General features: G+C 30.6%; 18 protein-coding genes. All 18 read left to right on the top strand.

What is annotated here, in order from left to right; translation table 11 throughout:
* The coding region (locus HMPREF0629_RS06885) for a metal ABC transporter substrate-binding protein (protein ID WP_009222609.1) at positions 1 to 975 on the top strand (975 nt) is incomplete at its 5' end.
* Entirely contained in the window at positions 975 to 1,640 is a 666-nt protein-coding gene (locus tag HMPREF0629_RS06880; RefSeq protein WP_009222608.1) for a metal ABC transporter ATP-binding protein, read from the top strand. The genes HMPREF0629_RS06885 and HMPREF0629_RS06880, both read left to right, overlap by 1 nt.
* Positions 1,640 to 2,446, top strand: a complete 807-nt coding sequence (locus HMPREF0629_RS06875; protein ID WP_039856762.1) for a metal ABC transporter permease — start codon at positions 1,640 to 1,642, stop codon at positions 2,444 to 2,446. The genes HMPREF0629_RS06880 and HMPREF0629_RS06875 overlap by 1 nt, the downstream gene beginning before the upstream one ends.
* 65 nt (positions 2,447 to 2,511) lie before the next feature.
* Positions 2,512 to 2,991 (top strand): Cys-tRNA(Pro) deacylase, encoded by a 480-nt coding sequence (gene ybaK, locus HMPREF0629_RS06870; RefSeq protein ID WP_009222606.1) that lies wholly within the window; start codon positions 2,512 to 2,514, stop codon positions 2,989 to 2,991.
* Positions 2,984 to 4,666: a phospho-sugar mutase gene (locus HMPREF0629_RS06865; protein WP_141553399.1), complete on the top strand. Its 1,683-nt coding sequence runs from the start codon at positions 2,984 to 2,986 to the stop codon at positions 4,664 to 4,666. The genes ybaK and HMPREF0629_RS06865 overlap by 8 nt, the downstream gene beginning before the upstream one ends.
* Positions 4,667 to 4,675: 9 nt before the next feature.
* Positions 4,676 to 5,587: a PfkB family carbohydrate kinase gene (locus HMPREF0629_RS06860; RefSeq protein ID WP_009222604.1), complete on the top strand. Its 912-nt coding sequence runs from the start codon at positions 4,676 to 4,678 to the stop codon at positions 5,585 to 5,587.
* Entirely contained in the window at positions 5,584 to 6,135 is a 552-nt protein-coding gene (locus HMPREF0629_RS06855; protein WP_009222603.1) for an isochorismatase family protein, read from the top strand. The genes HMPREF0629_RS06860 and HMPREF0629_RS06855 overlap by 4 nt, the downstream gene beginning before the upstream one ends.
* A 97-nt stretch (positions 6,136 to 6,232) precedes the next feature.
* Positions 6,233 to 7,555 (top strand): sodium-dependent transporter, encoded by a 1,323-nt coding sequence (locus HMPREF0629_RS06850; RefSeq protein WP_218015366.1) that lies wholly within the window; start codon positions 6,233 to 6,235, stop codon positions 7,553 to 7,555.
* A gap of 68 nt (positions 7,556 to 7,623) precedes the next feature.
* Positions 7,624 to 8,970 (top strand): SAM-dependent methyltransferase, encoded by a 1,347-nt coding sequence (locus HMPREF0629_RS07695; protein WP_050748002.1) that lies wholly within the window; start codon positions 7,624 to 7,626, stop codon positions 8,968 to 8,970.
* A gap of 13 nt (positions 8,971 to 8,983) precedes the next feature.
* Complete coding sequence (locus HMPREF0629_RS06840; RefSeq protein ID WP_009222600.1) at positions 8,984 to 9,262, top strand: HU family DNA-binding protein; 279 nt, start codon at positions 8,984 to 8,986, stop codon at positions 9,260 to 9,262.
* Positions 9,263 to 9,306: 44 nt separating this feature from the next.
* Positions 9,307 to 9,549, top strand: coding sequence for an RNA-binding S4 domain-containing protein (locus tag HMPREF0629_RS06835; RefSeq protein WP_009222599.1), 243 nt, complete (start codon positions 9,307 to 9,309; stop codon positions 9,547 to 9,549).
* Positions 9,550 to 9,613: 64 nt separating this feature from the next.
* A complete protein-coding gene (locus HMPREF0629_RS06830) occupies positions 9,614 to 9,931 on the top strand; it encodes a septum formation initiator family protein (protein ID WP_036729961.1) in 318 nt (105 codons plus the stop codon).
* Positions 9,932 to 9,950: 19 nt separating this feature from the next.
* On the top strand, positions 9,951 to 10,352 hold the full coding sequence (locus tag HMPREF0629_RS06825; protein WP_009222597.1) for a S1 RNA-binding domain-containing protein: 402 nt from the start codon (positions 9,951 to 9,953) through the stop codon (positions 10,350 to 10,352).
* Between the two features lie 46 nt (positions 10,353 to 10,398).
* Positions 10,399 to 11,742 carry a tRNA lysidine(34) synthetase TilS gene (gene tilS, locus HMPREF0629_RS06820; protein WP_039856761.1) on the top strand — a complete coding sequence of 448 codons (1,344 nt, stop codon included), beginning with the start codon at positions 10,399 to 10,401 and terminating at the stop codon, positions 11,740 to 11,742.
* Positions 11,729 to 12,256, top strand: coding sequence for a hypoxanthine phosphoribosyltransferase (gene hpt / locus HMPREF0629_RS06815; protein ID WP_039856760.1), 528 nt, complete (start codon positions 11,729 to 11,731; stop codon positions 12,254 to 12,256). The genes tilS and hpt overlap by 14 nt, the downstream gene beginning before the upstream one ends.
* A gap of 52 nt (positions 12,257 to 12,308) precedes the next feature.
* A complete protein-coding gene (gene ftsH, locus HMPREF0629_RS06810) occupies positions 12,309 to 14,180 on the top strand; it encodes an ATP-dependent zinc metalloprotease FtsH (protein ID WP_009222596.1) in 1,872 nt (623 codons plus the stop codon).
* 108 nt (positions 14,181 to 14,288) lie between these two features.
* A complete protein-coding gene (locus tag HMPREF0629_RS06805) occupies positions 14,289 to 15,149 on the top strand; it encodes a MerR family transcriptional regulator (RefSeq protein ID WP_009222595.1) in 861 nt (286 codons plus the stop codon).
* Between the two features lie 235 nt (positions 15,150 to 15,384).
* Complete coding sequence (locus HMPREF0629_RS06800) at positions 15,385 to 15,870, top strand: CarD family transcriptional regulator (protein ID WP_009222594.1); 486 nt, start codon at positions 15,385 to 15,387, stop codon at positions 15,868 to 15,870.
* Positions 15,871 to 15,925: the final 55 nt, after the last annotated feature.

Here is a 15,925-nt window from a genome sequence, read left to right as displayed (position 1 = left end):
ATGAATAGAAAATTAAAATTGTTTTCAATAATTATAGCGCTTATTGTATTTACTGTCGGATGTGGCAATGTTGGAGATAAGAATAATAAGACTGATGAAGAAACTGAGGGTAAATTGAAGGTATACGCTTCTATATACCCTATGTATGATTTTGCAGGTAAGATTGGTGGAGATAAGATAGATTTAAATCTTGTAATACCTAACGGACAAGAACCTCATGATTGGGAGCCTAGCCAAGATGATATAAAGAAACTTGAAAATGCGGATGTTTTCATTTATAATGGAGCTGGACTTGAGTCATGGACAGATGATGTGTTATCTTCTATTAATAACAAGGACTTAGCTGTTGTTGAGGCAAGTGATAGAATAGAGTTAATTGAAGGGCACCACCATCATCATGAAGAACATGAAGAAGCAAAAGAGCATAACCATCACCATGAAGAACATGAACACGGACTTGATCCACATGTTTGGATTTCTCCTAAAAATGCAATAATTGAACTTGAAAATATAGCAAAAGCATTTTCTGAGAAGGATCCTGAAAATGCACAATACTATAATGCAAATCTTGAAAAATATAAGGCTGAATTTGAACAATTAGATAAGCTTTATGCAGAAGAACTTGCAAAGGTTCCAAATAGGACTATTGTAGTTTCTCATGAAGCTTATGGATATTTATGTCATGAGTATGGTCTTGAGCAAGTTGGGATTGAAGGAGTTAATGCCGAGTCTGAACCTGATGCAAAAACTATGGCGCAAATTATTGAGTTTGTGAGAGAAAAGGGAATAAATACGATTTTTACGGAAGAATTAATTGAGCCTAAGGTTGCTGATACCATTGCTGCTGAAACAGGCGCAAAGACAGTGGTATTAAGTCCGTTAGAAGCTCTTTCTGAAGAAGAAATTGAAGCAAAAGCGGATTATGTTTCAATAATGAAGTCTAATTTAGAAAAGTTAGTTGAGGCTTTAAAATAGTGAATGATGTAATTCTTAATGTATCTAATTTGAGTTTTGGATATAACAGAGAAAAAATTTTTAATAATGTGAATTTTGAAGTCGACAAGGGTGATTTTGTTGCTCTTGTCGGCCCAAATGGAGCCGGAAAATCCACTTTGATTAAACTTATTTTAGGACAGCTAAGTCCAAATGATGGTAGAGTGGATTTATTTTTAGATGAAAAATTGGGATATAGAGATGTTGGATATGTTCCGCAACTTGGAATTGGTTCGAGTTATACTTTTCCAATTACTGTTGGCGAACTCGTTTCATTATCATTGCATGATGAAACAAGAGGATTTAAAGTCTTTAAGTGTAATTATAAGGACAAAGTTCTTGATGCATTGTTGCAGGTTGGAATGGAAGATGAAATAAACTCACTTTATTATCAGCTTTCCGGCGGACAAAGACAACGCGTCTTAATTGCAAAAGCACTTGTTTCAAATCCAAGTTTTTTGATTTTGGATGAACCTACTAATGGGATAGATTTTGAAACAAGACAGAAATTATTTAGTCTATTGCATCATTTAAATGTGGCTCACGGAATAACAATACTTATGATTACTCATGAATTATCGGATATTGAAAATTATATAAGTAAATTATATAAGCTTTTTGACGGTAGAATTGAGAGGTGCAAATAATGGAGATTTTCGGATATTCATACATGATTAAAGCCATGCTTGTAGGATTTGTACTTTCGATAATAATACCATTTATGGGAATCGTAATAGTGAATAAAAAAATATCTGTAATCGGAGATGCATTATCTCATGTTTCTCTGGCAGGTGTTATGATTGGTCTTATAAGTGGAATCACACCAACTTTAGGTGCAGTAATAACATGTATTTTTGCAGGACTTATGCTTGAATATATAAGAAAAAAATTTCCGAGTTATCAAGAAATTTCAACAGCAATTATTATGTCGACAGGAATTGGACTTGCATCAATTCTTTCAGGTTTTGTTAAGAAAGCTGCAAATTTTGAGTCCTTTTTATTTGGTAGCATAATTGCCATATCTCCTGTTGAATTTTATCTTATAATAATTATCTCAATAGTTGTATTTTTTACATTTTTATATTTATATAGAGATCTTATGCACATATCATTTGATGAAACCAGCGCAAGACTTTCAGGGATAGATGTGGATAGAGTTAATACTATATTTATGATATTAATTGCAATTACAATTTCTGTTGCCGCCAAGACGGTAGGTATACTTATAATTTCGTCTCTAATGGTTGTACCGGTAGCATGTGCTATGAAATTTGAGGTTGGATATTTTAAAACTATAATAATTTCGTCATTATTTGGAGTTCTATTTACAATGTCAGGGCTTGTAATGTCGTTTTATTTAGGATTAAAACCGGGAGGTACCATAGTTTTAATTGGAGTAATTACACTTCTTATTATTTTGGCATTTAGCGGCAGAATAAGTAAAAAAAGATGAAAAAGTTTATAATATGTTGTAAAATGAAGTATAGAATATATACTTCATTTTTTTTGGAGGAAAATATGAAAAAAACTAATGCAATGAGAATTTTGGATAGCAATAAAGTTAAATATGACATAGTTGAATATTCTATTGATGGAGGAATTTCAGGGGTAGAAGTTGCAAGTTCACTTGGAGAGCCTGTTGAATGTGTATATAAAACATTGGTAACAGTTTCTAAAAATGAACATTATGTATTTGTAATACCCGTTGCACGTGAACTTGATTTAAAAAAGGCTGCATGTATAAGTGGAGAAAAGAAAATAGAAATGCTACATAGTAGAGATTTGTTAAAGACCACAGGATATATACATGGAGGTTGTTCCCCTATCGGTATGAAGAAGCAGTTTAAAACTTACATAGATAAAACTGCTGAAGATAGAGAATATATTTATGTAAGTGGAGGTAAGATAGGCGTGCAAGTGAAGTTAAAACCGGCTGATTTAATGAAGCTTATAGATGCAAAATTTGAAGATTTAACAAAGGAAGATGAAAATGTATAAAGAAAGAATGAATGCTTGGCTAAATAGTCAAGTGATAAGTGAAGAATCAAAAGAAGAGATAAGAAGTATTAAATATGAAACAGAACTTGAAGATAGATTTTATCAAGATCTTGAATTTGGGACAGCAGGTCTTAGAGGTATTGTAGGGGCAGGAACTAACAGAATGAATGAGTATGTTATAGCAAGAGCATCTCAAGGGCTTGCAAATACAATTAAAAATCACGGTGAAGAAGCGGTTAAGAGAGGAATTGTAATAGCTCATGATGTCAGATTTATGTCGGAGGAATTTACAGAAATAGCTGCAAGAGTATTTGCAGCTAATGGAATAAAGACATATTTATTTGACGATATAAGACCTACACCAATGCTGTCTTATGCCGTAAGATATTTAAAGACGGTTTCAGGTATTGTAGTAACCGCAAGTCATAATCCGAAACAATATAATGGATATAAAGTTTATTGGAAAGAAGGCTCACAAATATTAGATGATATAGCAAATGAAATATTATCTGAAATAAAAAATCTTGACTTTGAAGATGTAATTACAATGGACTATGATGAAGCAATTGAAAAAGGATTAATTGAAATATTAGATCATACTATAGATCAAAGCTATTATAAAGATACACTTGCAAAGGGAATTAATGATGATTTAGATAAGGACATATGTGTAGTATATACTCCATTAAATGGAACGGGAAATAAGCCTGTAAGACATATATTAAGAGAAAGAGGATTTACAAATATAAATGTGGTACCGGAACAAGAAAATCCCGATCCTACATTTGCAACAGTAGGATATCCTAATCCGGAAGATATTAAAGCATTTAAATATTCGGTTGAACTTGCAAAAAAAATAAATGCAGATCTTATTGTAGCAACAGATCCGGACTGTGACAGAGTTGCAATTATGGGAAAACAAAAAGACGGAGAATATTATGCATTCAACGGAAATCAAACGGGAGCATTATTATTGTATTATATACTTAATTCACTAAATCAAAGGAATTTAATTTCTAAAAATGGTGCAATAGTAAAATCTATAGTTACGGGAGATTTAGGAAAGACGATAGCGGAAAGTTTGTCCGTCAAATGCTATGAAACATTGACAGGTTTTAAAAATATCTGTTCACTTCCAAATAAGTGGGATATATCAAAAGAATCTGAATTTATATTCGGATATGAAGAGAGTATAGGATATGTATTCGGAAATCATGTAAGAGATAAAGATGGAGTAATATCATCTATGATGATAGTTGAAATGGCATCCTATTATAAAAAAATGGGTAAAAACCTTGTAGATGTATTATACGAAATATATGAGAAATATGGATATTTTAAAGAACATTTAATGAGTATTGTACTTGACGGAATGGAAGGAAAAGAGAGAATTTTAAGAATGATGAAATTCTTTAGAGAAAGCGGTTTTAAAGAGTTTGCAGGACTGAAGGTAAAAGAAGAAATAGATTATAAGAATGGATATAAGGATGTGGGAAAATCCAATGTTCTTATATATCACCTTGAAGATGGTTCATGGTTTGCGATAAGACCGTCAGGTACAGAGCCTAAGATAAAATTATATATATATGCAAAAGATGTTGCAGAAGATGTTGCAGAAAATAAAGTAGGAGAAATTAAGGAAGATGTTTTAAGTAAATTATACAGTGTAAAATAGGAGGGAGCTATGATAGTTTTTTGCGACTTTAATCCTAAATTGACAAGAAGCTACAAGGTTGTTGACTTTGTAAAAAATTCTGAAAATGTGTATAGTGAAAGCAGAACTTATGCAAGCGGATATGGAATTGATATGCTTACATTTCTTATGCAGCTTGGAGATAGACCGAGATTAATTACTTTTTTAGGCGGACAAAATGGAGTTTTAATTAGAGAAAACCTTGATGCTGTTAAGGCTGACTATGATTTCATAAAAATCAAAGATGAAAGTTCGGAGGAAATTTTAATTAAGAGCAGAAGCTTGAAGACAATAGTTCGTAGTAAATTACCGAGAATCACAACAGAAGATGAAGAGAATTTATATACTATGTTTGCTCGTGAGATATCTTTTGAAAAATTTGTGTGTATACCGCAAAATGACAGTTTCATAAGAGATGAATTATATGAAAGCTTGATAAAATTATGTTATAAAGAGGGAATTAAAGTTGCAGTAGTTGTTACTGAACTTGAAAATTTAAAAAATTCTAAACCATATATGATGATAGTTGACAAGGAACAGCTTGAATATTATACAAATCTTAAAATAAAAACTCAGACGGAAGTTGTAAGTGCAGCCGGTGTAATTTTAGATAGCGGTACAGGAATAATTATAGTAAATTCTGAAAAAGGATGTGTAATAGTAACTAAGAATAAAAGTTATGGTGTGAATTTTGAAGAGTTAAAATATTCCGTTTCAAGAATTAATAAAAATTTAATGCTTGCAGCAATAGCATTTGGTATTGAAAGAGAATATGATTTTGAAACTACAATAAAACTTGGAATTGCATCTTCAATAATTGAAAATTTTATAAAGTTCAGAATGATTACAATGGCAGATATCAAAAAGATTATGGCGGAAATTGAGCTTAAGGAGATAATATGAAAAATTTTAGTTTAGATAGAGAAAAAACATTATTCTTATTTGTAGATATACAAGATAAGTTACTTGCAGCAATTGATAACAGAGAAGAAGTACTTAAAAATTCAAAAATTTTAGCTCAAATGGTAAGTATCATGAATATCAACAGTATGATAACTGTTCAATATCCTAAGGGACTTGGATATACAAATAACAGTATAAAAGAATTTTTAAAAGATACTGAGGAAATAGAAAAGAAATCATTCAGTTGCATGTTAAATGATGAATTTAAAAAGAAAATTTCTGATTCAGGAAAAAGTCAAGTGGTGTTGTGTGGAATCGAGGCTCATATTTGTGTACTTTTAACTGCGAGAGATTTAATAAAAGCGGGATATGAAGTTTTTATTGCAAGTGATGCGATAGGCTCAAGAAGTAAATTTAATTATAAAAATGCAATGAGTCAACTTAAAGAAATGGGTTGTGTACTTTCTAATGTTGAGTCGATTATGTTTGATTTAAATTCGGTTGCAGGAACAGAAGAATTTAAATCAGTTCAAAAATTAATACTTTAATTAAATGCTATAAATTGATATAATAATAAAGATTACACTTAATATTTTAAATGTAATCTTTTATTATTTATAAAATTTGATTGAGGGCGGTGATATTTTGGATAATAAATACAGCAGAGATAAATTCAATACAGGATGGGGTTTTATATTAGCTTGTATAGGTTCGGCGGTTGGAATGGGAAATATTTGGATGTTTCCGATAAGAGTTCATAAATTCGGAGGGGCTGCGTTTCTAATTCCGTATTTACTTTTTGTATTATTGATAGGAAGAATAGGAATAATAGAAGAAATGTCCCTTGGAAGAGCATTCAAGTCAGGACCGCTTGGAGCTTTTAATGCAGCTACAAAGACAAGAGGAAGTTCCGTTGGAAAATATATAGGTATTATTCCCGTAATAGGTTCTTTTGGAATAGCCGTCGGGTATAGTGTTGTAGTAGCATGGATAATTAGATTTGTATTGGGAGCTTTTACAGGTTCAATGTTAAATTCTGCTAATAGCGGAGAATATTTCGGAGCTATAGCAGGTCCCTTCGGGTCTATTATTTGGCACTTAATAGCAATTATAATATGTTTTATAATAATGGTATTTGGAATATCTAACGGAATAGAAAAAGTAAATAAAATTATGATGCCGGCATTCTTCATGCTTTTTGTCGTACTTGCAATAAAAATTGCAACGGTTGAGGGAGCAGCGGATGGTTATAAGTATTTATTAACTCCGGATTGGTCTAAACTTGCAAATTCACAAACTTGGATTTATGCACTTGGACAATCTTTTTTCTCGCTTTCTCTTGCGGGGAGTGGAACTGTAGTATATGGTTCATATTTAAACGATAATGAGAATGCACCGCGTTCTGCAAAATTTACTGCAATCTTTGATACAGCTGCCGCTATTCTTGCAGCAATGGTAATAATTCCTGCTATATACGCTTATAAGATAGAAACATCAGGCGGACCGCCATTGATGTTCATAACAATGCCTGAGATTTTTAAAAATATGTATGGCGGAAGAATATTTTCAATAATATTTTTTGTAGCAGTATTGTTTGCGGGAATAACATCACTTATAAATTTATATGAAACACCGGTTGAAATGATAGAGCAAAAATTTAAACTTTCAAGAGCGACATCAGTGGGTATCGTTTTATCCATCGGATTTATAGTCGGAATATTTATAGAAAATGGGAACACACTTGGAATGTGGATGGATGCAGTCAGCATTTATATAATTCCGTTTGGTGCGCTTCTTTCGGCAATAATGTTTTCTTGGATATGCAGTAAAGAGTTTGTGCTTAAAGAAGTATCAAAAGGTTGTTTAAATCCGGTGCGGGAAGGATATTATTACATGTTAAAATATTTGTACTGCGGAGTTACACTTGCAGTATATTTAATAGGATTATTTAAAGGAAGTATAGGATAGTTATGAGATTAATCTCATAACTTTACTTTTTGTTAAGTAAATATTAGAATAAATTAGAGGTGATTTATTTGATAAATATTGTAGGACTTGGGGCAACGGATAAATATGGATTAACTCTTGAAGCTGTCGAAGCTGTAAAAAATGGAAATAAAAATTTTATAAGAACCGTTTTTCATGAAGCTGTAAAATATTTTGAAGATGAAAAAATAGAGTTTACATCTTTTGATTATTTATATGAGGAGAAAAACAGCTTTGAAGAAGTATATACTGAGATAGTAGAGGTTCTTTTAAATGAGGCAAAAGATAAAGATATAAATTACTTTGTTCCCGGGAATCCGCTTATTGCAGAAAGTACAGTTGTAAAGCTTATGGAAAAAACACAGGACTATAATATAATTATGGGTATGAGTTTTATAGAACCTGTTTTAAGAGCGGTAAAAAGAGATCCGTCAAAGGGACTTTTATTAATAGATGGCGATGATTTTAATCCGCTTGATATAGATGTCAAGTGTGATGTAATAATAACTCAGGTTTATAACAATAGAATAGCAGTTTATTTGAAACTTGCATTATCTGAAATATATGGAGATGAATATAAAATTTATTTAATTACAGATGCGGGTTTAAGAGATGAATATGTATGTTATGTTCCAATTTATGAATTAGATAGAATAGAAAATATAAATCACCAAAGTGCAATATATATTCCAAAGTGTAATGATATAAAAAATTTTAGAGATATAATTTTAAAAGCTGATGAAAATATAGCTGATTTTAAGAATAAAGAAGATATAGAAGTAGATGTAGACAGGTTAATTACTGATGCTATTGATGTTATAAACAGATGTATAATTTTAAACGATGAAGGATTATACTATTTTTATGAAATTTTAGAACAATTAGACAAAAAATTGACTAAAAATAGGGAATTTCTAAAAAATAGTGTGGAAAAAACAAATAACATAGGGTATAATGACAATAGTCTAAGGTACAACAATAGGGCATTTGTTAATAGCTTGAAAAATTTTTCAGGCAGTTCAATCAATAGAGCAGCATCTGTAATAGATAGTGTAGTATCTATTGGATTTGTTTGGGATGATGTCAATGGGGTCTTAGAGAAAGTCGCTGAGGAGCTAAATGAATTAAAATTAGCTTTAAATAGTAAAAACTCAAGAGAAATATCTGAAGAAGTAGGAGATTTAATATTTACTTCTGTAAACTTATGTAGGTTTTTAAAAGAAGACCCTTCACAGGTTTTAGACTCTACAACAAATAAGTTTATTGAGAGATTTTCTGTAATGAGTAAGCTGGCCTCAGAGCATAATATGGATTTAAAGGCCTTAAAATTAAATGAACTTGAAGATCTGTATAACGAGGCCAAAGAAATTCTGAAAACAAAGAATAACTTATTATAAGGAGGATTTTTAAATGAACAAATCAGAATTAGTTGCAAGTATTGCACAAAAAAGTAATTTAACTAAGAAAGACGCTGAAATGGCTCTTAATGGATTTTTAGCAACAGTTGAAGAAGCATTAGCAGGTGGAGAAAAGGTTCAACTTGTTGGATTCGGAACTTTCGAAGTTAGAGAAAGAAAAGCTAGAGAAGGAAGAAACCCAAGAGATCCTAAGGAAATCATTAAGATTCCTGCATCAAAAGCTCCTGTATTCAGAGCAGGAAAAGCTCTTAAGGAAGTAGTTAATAAATAATGTATTAGAGGAGCGAAGCTCCTCTTTTTAATTTTGGTGGTAATATGAGAGTAGATAAATATTTAAAAGTTTCAAGAATTATAATAAGGAGAACTATTGCAAAGGAAGCTTGTGAAGGTGGACGAGTTTTGATAAATGATAAGGTTGCAAAGCCGAGTGATGAAGTTAAAGAAGGAGATATTTTAAAGGTGTCATTTGGTAATAAACCTTTTAAGGCAAAAATAATTGATGTTAGGGAAACAGTTGCAAAAAAAGATGCTTCATCTTTATATGAAATAATAGAGTAATTATTCAAGATTATACTTGAAAAATCAAGTGTTAAATGCAATAATTAAGATGGAGGTTGTTATAATGAAACAGAAAAAATTTTTCCCTATATTATGTGCAATTATAATTTTAAGTTCTGTTATATATGGAGCTTTTGTTGTTAGTAATTCTGCATCAGAAAAACACAATAAGATGGCAGAAATTTTAAGCAATGATAAAGAAATAGAACAATTAAAAAAAGATATTGAAAATCTTAAGGCAGAAATAGGAAATTCTGATTCGACTGAATTTATAGAAAAAGTTGCAAGGGAAGATCTTGGAATGGTAAAGCCGAGAGAGATAATCTATATTGATAAGGAAAAAGTTTCTAAGAATGATAACAATCTTTTAGAATCAAATTAACGGGAGGAAGTATTTTTTTATGGCATTAGCTGTAGGACAAATAGTTGATGGCGTTGTATCCGGCGTTTTGAAATTTGGAGCATTTATTAATTTACCTGAGGATAACAGTGGACTTGTACATATATCAGAAATTTCTGATTCTTATGTTGAAAATGTGAGTGACTTTTTAAAAAAGGGACAAAAGGTAAAAGTAAAGGTTTTATCTCTTGATGATAGGGGAAAAATAGCTTTATCCATAAAGCAAGCTCAAGTTAAGAGTTCTAAACCTGCAGAGCTTGATTTTTCAAGACGTGATGAAAATTTGTCTTTTGAAGACAAGCTTTCAAAATTTTTGAAGGATTCCAATGAAAAATTTGAACAAGTAAGGTCAAGAGAGAATTATAAAATGGCCGGTCAAAGATCCAGAAATAAATCAAATTAAGTTTAAATATGGTCATCTAAGATGACCTTTATTTTTTAGTAATATTATGAATAAAAAATTTTTAGAAAACATAAAAAAATTTAATATGTTATGTAAAAATGAACATATAATAGTTGCTGTTTCCGGAGGAGCAGATTCTATGTTTCTGCTAAGTAATTTAGTAGAATTAAAAACTGAACTCGGGTTAAAAATAACGGTAGCTCATATAAATCACGGAGTTAGAAGAACATCATTACGAGATGAAAATTTTGTAATAGATAAGTCCGAAAAATTTGGTGTTGATGTAAAAATAAGAAGAGTTGATATGGAAGCCTATGCAAAAGAACAAGGGCTTACAGATGAAGAGGCAGGAAGAGTTTTAAGATACAAATTTTTTCGGGAATTATCAAAAGGAAAAGACAAAATTTTTTTGGCACATAATGCTAATGATCAGGCTGAAACCGTACTTCAGAGAATTATAAGAGGAACGGGAATAGATGGACTTTCTGCTATGGACTATGTGTCTTGCGATTTATATAGGCCTATGTTAAATATTAAAAGAGATGAAATAATAGACTATATAAATAAAAATAATATAGAATATGTTGATGATGAAACTAATTTTATGGATATATATGGAAGAAATAAAATAAGGTTAAATGTAATTCCGTATATCGAAGAAAATTTTAACGAAAATTTTGTAGATTCACTTATTCGACTGTCTGAAATATCTTCTGAAAACTTTAAGTTTATAAAAAGACAAGTTGATGATTATATAAGTTATAATTATTATGATAGTTCGTTAAATATATCAAATTTAGTAAATAAAGATAAATATTTTATAAGTGAAGTTTTGAGGGGATTTTTAAAGATTGAACTTGGTACAATTGAAGGGATATCAAGTGTAAATATTAATGATATAATTGAAATGATATTAAGTAAAGATTCATCGTCAGTAACTTTAACTAAGGGTAAAGAAATCGAGTTGTCATATAATAAAATTTATTTAAAAAGAGAACATTCTTTACAAAATGAAGAATTTATTCCGTTGAAAGAGGGTATAAATGAAACTGTATTCGGGAAAATCCGGTTGGTATATAATGGAGTGTATACTAACAGTAAGAATTTGGTTTCAATAGATGCTGATAAGCTCAATGGAACATTAAATATAAGAAGTAGAAGGAATGGGGACAAATTCATTCCGCTTGGTATGACTAATTATAAAAAGCTTAAAGATTTTTTTATTGATGAGAAAATAGAGAGGCGAAAGCGGGACATAATTCCGTTGGTCTGTGATGATAATGAAATAGTATGGGTTGTTCCATATAGATTAAGTGGGAAATATTCAGTTAATAAGGATACAAAGAATATCGTGAATATAATTTTGGAGGAAAAAAATGACAGATATTAAAGAAATTCTATTTTCAGAAGAAGAAATAAGAGAAAAATGTATAGAGCTTGGAAAGAAAATAAGCTCAGACTATGACGGAGAAATTGTAGTAGTTGGGATTTTAAAAGGAGCGGTTCCTTTTATGGCAGAGCTTATAAAGAGAATAGAAAATCCTGTTGTAATGGATTTTATGGATGTTTCAAGTTATGCCGGGAGTACCACATCCGGAGAAGTTAGAATTTTAAAAGATTTGGAATTTAGAATCGAAGGAAGAGATGTTCTGATTGTAGAAGATATAATTGATACAGGACTTACACTTTCATATCTAATTGAAATTTTGAAGAAAAGAGGAGCCAAGTCTATTGAAATATGTACTTTTTTAACTAAGACTGCAAGAAGAAGGAAGAATGTCGATGTTAAATATGTAGGATATGAAGTAGAAGACTATTTCGTTGTAGGATATGGAATGGATTATAATGAAAAATATAGAAATTTACCATATATAGGAATATTGGACGAATCAGTATACAAATAAAAAATATAGAAAATTTTATTTATGCTATAATCTCATTTTGAGGAGTGATATTTTGAATAAAAGAGTAAGTGGTGTAACACTATATATTGCACTAATATTTTTAATTTTAATCGGATTTAAATTATTTAATCCTCCGGTTGAAACTATACCTGAAACAAGTGTTACAGAATTTGTAAGAGAATTAGAGAAGGAAAATGTAAAAAGCATAGATTTTGAGTCAGGTCGTGTAACATATATAACAAAAGATGCAAAGTCATATGTTACTATACTTCCTGATGAAGCAAGATTATCAATATTTGATAATTATGTAAGTAAGCAAATGGAAGATGGTAAAATTGAAGTAAAGGGAATACCGATGAAAACAACTCCTATTTACATTCAATATATTCCGGAAATACTTACAGTAGTTGTAATTATAGGAGTATGGTATTTTATAATTCAACAATCACAAGGCGGAGGAAAAGCAACCAGTTTCGGAAAAAGTAAAGCAAGAGTTATAAAACAGGATGATAAAAATCTTGTTACATTTAATGATGTTGCAGGACTTATGGAAGAAAAGGAAGAGCTTGAGGAAATAGTTGACTTTTTAAAAAATCCTAAGAAATTTGTAAATATGGGAGCGCGAATTCCAAAAGGAGTTTTAATGGTAGGACCTCCCGGAACAGGAAAAACTTATCTATCAAGAGCAGTAGCGGGAGAAGCTAAAGTTCCGTTTTTTATAATGAGCGGATCCGACTTTGTAGAAATGTTTGTAGGCGTAGGTGCAAGTAGAGTAAGAGATTTATTTGAAAATGCTAAGAAAAATGCACCATGTATAATTTTTATAGATGAAATTGATGCGGTTGGCAGAAGACGTGGAGCGGGACTTGGAGGAGGACATGATGAAAGAGAGCAAACTTTAAATCAGCTTCTTGTAGAGATGGACGGGTTCGGCTCAAATGAGGGTGTAATAGTAATGGCAGCTACAAACAGAGCAGATATACTTGACCCTGCATTGCTAAGACCGGGAAGATTTGACAGAACAGTTTATGTTGGAAGACCCGATGTAAGAGGAAGAGAAGAAATATTAAAAGTTCACTCTAAAAATAAAAAAATTGCAGAAGATGTTGATTTTAAAGTTGTGGCAAAGAGAACTCCGGGATTTACTCCTGCAGATCTTGAAAACCTTATGAATGAAGCGGCTCTTCTTGCAGCAAGAAGGAATGAAGAAAAAATTCATATGGAAGATGTTGAAGAAGCTTCTATAAAAGTTCAGGCAGGACCGGCTAAAAAATCAAAGGTAGTTACAGAAAAAGAAAGAAAACTTACAGCGGTGCATGAAGCGGGACACGCGGTTGTATCAAAATCTCTTCCAAATTCAGATGCTGTTCATATGATTACAATAATTCCAAGAGGAATGGCAGGAGGATTTACATCATATATTCCGGAAGATGATATTTCATTTATGACAAAGAGGCAAATGGAAACGGAGCTTATTTCACTTCTCGGAGGACGAGTTGCAGAATTGCTTGTATTAGAAGATATTTCTACAGGAGCACAAAATGATATTGAAAGAGCGACTGCAATTGCAAGAGCAATGGTAACTGAATATGGAATGAGTGAAAAACTTGGGACAATAAATTATGGTTCTGAAGGAAATGAAGTCTTTATCGGAAGAGATATTGGAAAGAGTAAAAATTATTCAGAAAAAACTGCTGCAGAAATTGACGAGGAAGTTTCAAGACTTATAAATACAGCTTATGAAAAAGCAAAACAAATTTTATCAGACAATATGGATAAACTTATAAGAGTTTCCGATGCGTTGCTTGAAAAGGAAACAATAGATAGAGCTGAATTCGAAAGATTATATGATGGAATAGAAGAACTGAAGACAGAAAATACTCAAGAGAATAAAGAAACATCAGAAGAAACAGATACAATTTAAAACGGTACTGAAAATACACTTTGATTTAAAATATTAGAGTGTATTTTTATTTTACAAATGTTGACATGACCCTAAGGGACAGCTGTATTCTAATAGAGAGGTGATACTATGAAAATACAAGAAGTAAAAAATATGACAGGACTTACCAGAAAGGCAATAGAATATTACATTGAAAAAAACTTGTTGGAAGTTAAGTTGGATGAAAATGGTTATAGAAATTATTCATACGAAAATATAAAATTGTTGAATAAAATAAAAATACTCAGGAAGTTTAATTTATCAATATCACAGATAAAAGAAGTTTTAGAAAATCCTAAAAAATTCGAAATGATCTCAAATAATCATTTGAGAAATATGGAGCGGAATCAAAGAAGAATGGAATTATTTAAACAATATTTAGAAAAAAATGATGATGCTAAAATTTTACAGGCATTGGAACAAATAGAAAACGAAAGAATGCTTGAAGAAAAGTTTTTGGAGGCGTTTCCCGGAGTATATGGACAACTTATTTTTATGTCATATTTACCGTTTTTAAAAATTAATATAGAGAGTGAAGAACAACAACAAATATATAACGAACTTATTGATGTGGTGGATGAACTTCCTAAATTTGAACTGCCGAAAGAATTGGAGGAAGAATTTGAAAATGAGTTTTCCGACTATGAATTGTTTCAAGAGGTAAATGAATCAAAAATTGCTGCAGTCTCAAATTTTGATAGATTTCTAAATGAAAATAAAGATATAATAAGTGAATATATAAAATTTAAGAATACTGATGAATATAAAGATATTTCAAGTGTAAAAATAGGAAATTTATTAAAAGAGTACATGAAAAACTGTAACTATTATGAAAAAGTTATACCATTGATGAGGAAACTATCACCTGATTATAATTTATACTATGAGAATTTGGAAAAGGCTAATAAAAAATTTTTAGAAAAATATCCTGACTGTGAATTTGAACGTTAATTAAAAATATAGATAAAAAGTTAGTTTTTATTACTAACTTTTTTTATTAAAAAAATTAACCTAAAATTAGAAAAAACTTAACATTATATCATTTAAATTTCGCATAAATAATATATTATTAAACAATACTTGAAAGTAGACTTGCATATATAATTTTTATGTGATATTATAATAAATTTTACTTTTAAAATTCTTTTTGGTATACTATTATTGGGCGTATATCAGGAGGGATAGTATGTTTGATATAGGCGATAAGGTTGTTTATCCAATGCATGGAGCCGGTGTTATTGTAGCTATTGAGGATCGTGAAATTTTGGGAGAAATCAGAAAATATTACATACTCAAAATGCCTATAAATGATATGAAGGTAATGGTTCCTGTAGAAAATGCAGATGAAGTTGGAGTTAGAGAAATTTTAGACGAAGATAAAATGAATTTGGTACTTGAAGTTTTATCGTGTAATGAAATTACAAATATGCCCAAAAATTGGAACAGAAGATATAGATTCAATATGGATAGAATAAAATCCGGAAATATTGAAGAAATAGCTAAAGTTGTAAGATGTTTAGAAAGATTGGACTCAAAGAAAAGCCTTTCTACCGGAGAGCGAAAGATGCTTAACGGTGCAAAGCAAATAATAGTATCTGAAATGGTCTTAGTCTACAATAAAAGTGTTGAAGAAATCACTGAACTTGTTGATAAGAAGGTTTTGGATAATTAAGGGAGTGATTAGTATTAGCAATAACAAAAACATAGTAAATAAATTTTTTAAATTT

It is taken from the genome of Peptoniphilus sp. oral taxon 386 str. F0131 (assembly GCF_000090945.1).
Lineage (GTDB): Bacteria > Bacillota > Clostridia > Tissierellales > Peptoniphilaceae > Anaerosphaera > Anaerosphaera mikwangii.
This window is presented reverse-complemented; position numbering and strand designations above follow the sequence as displayed.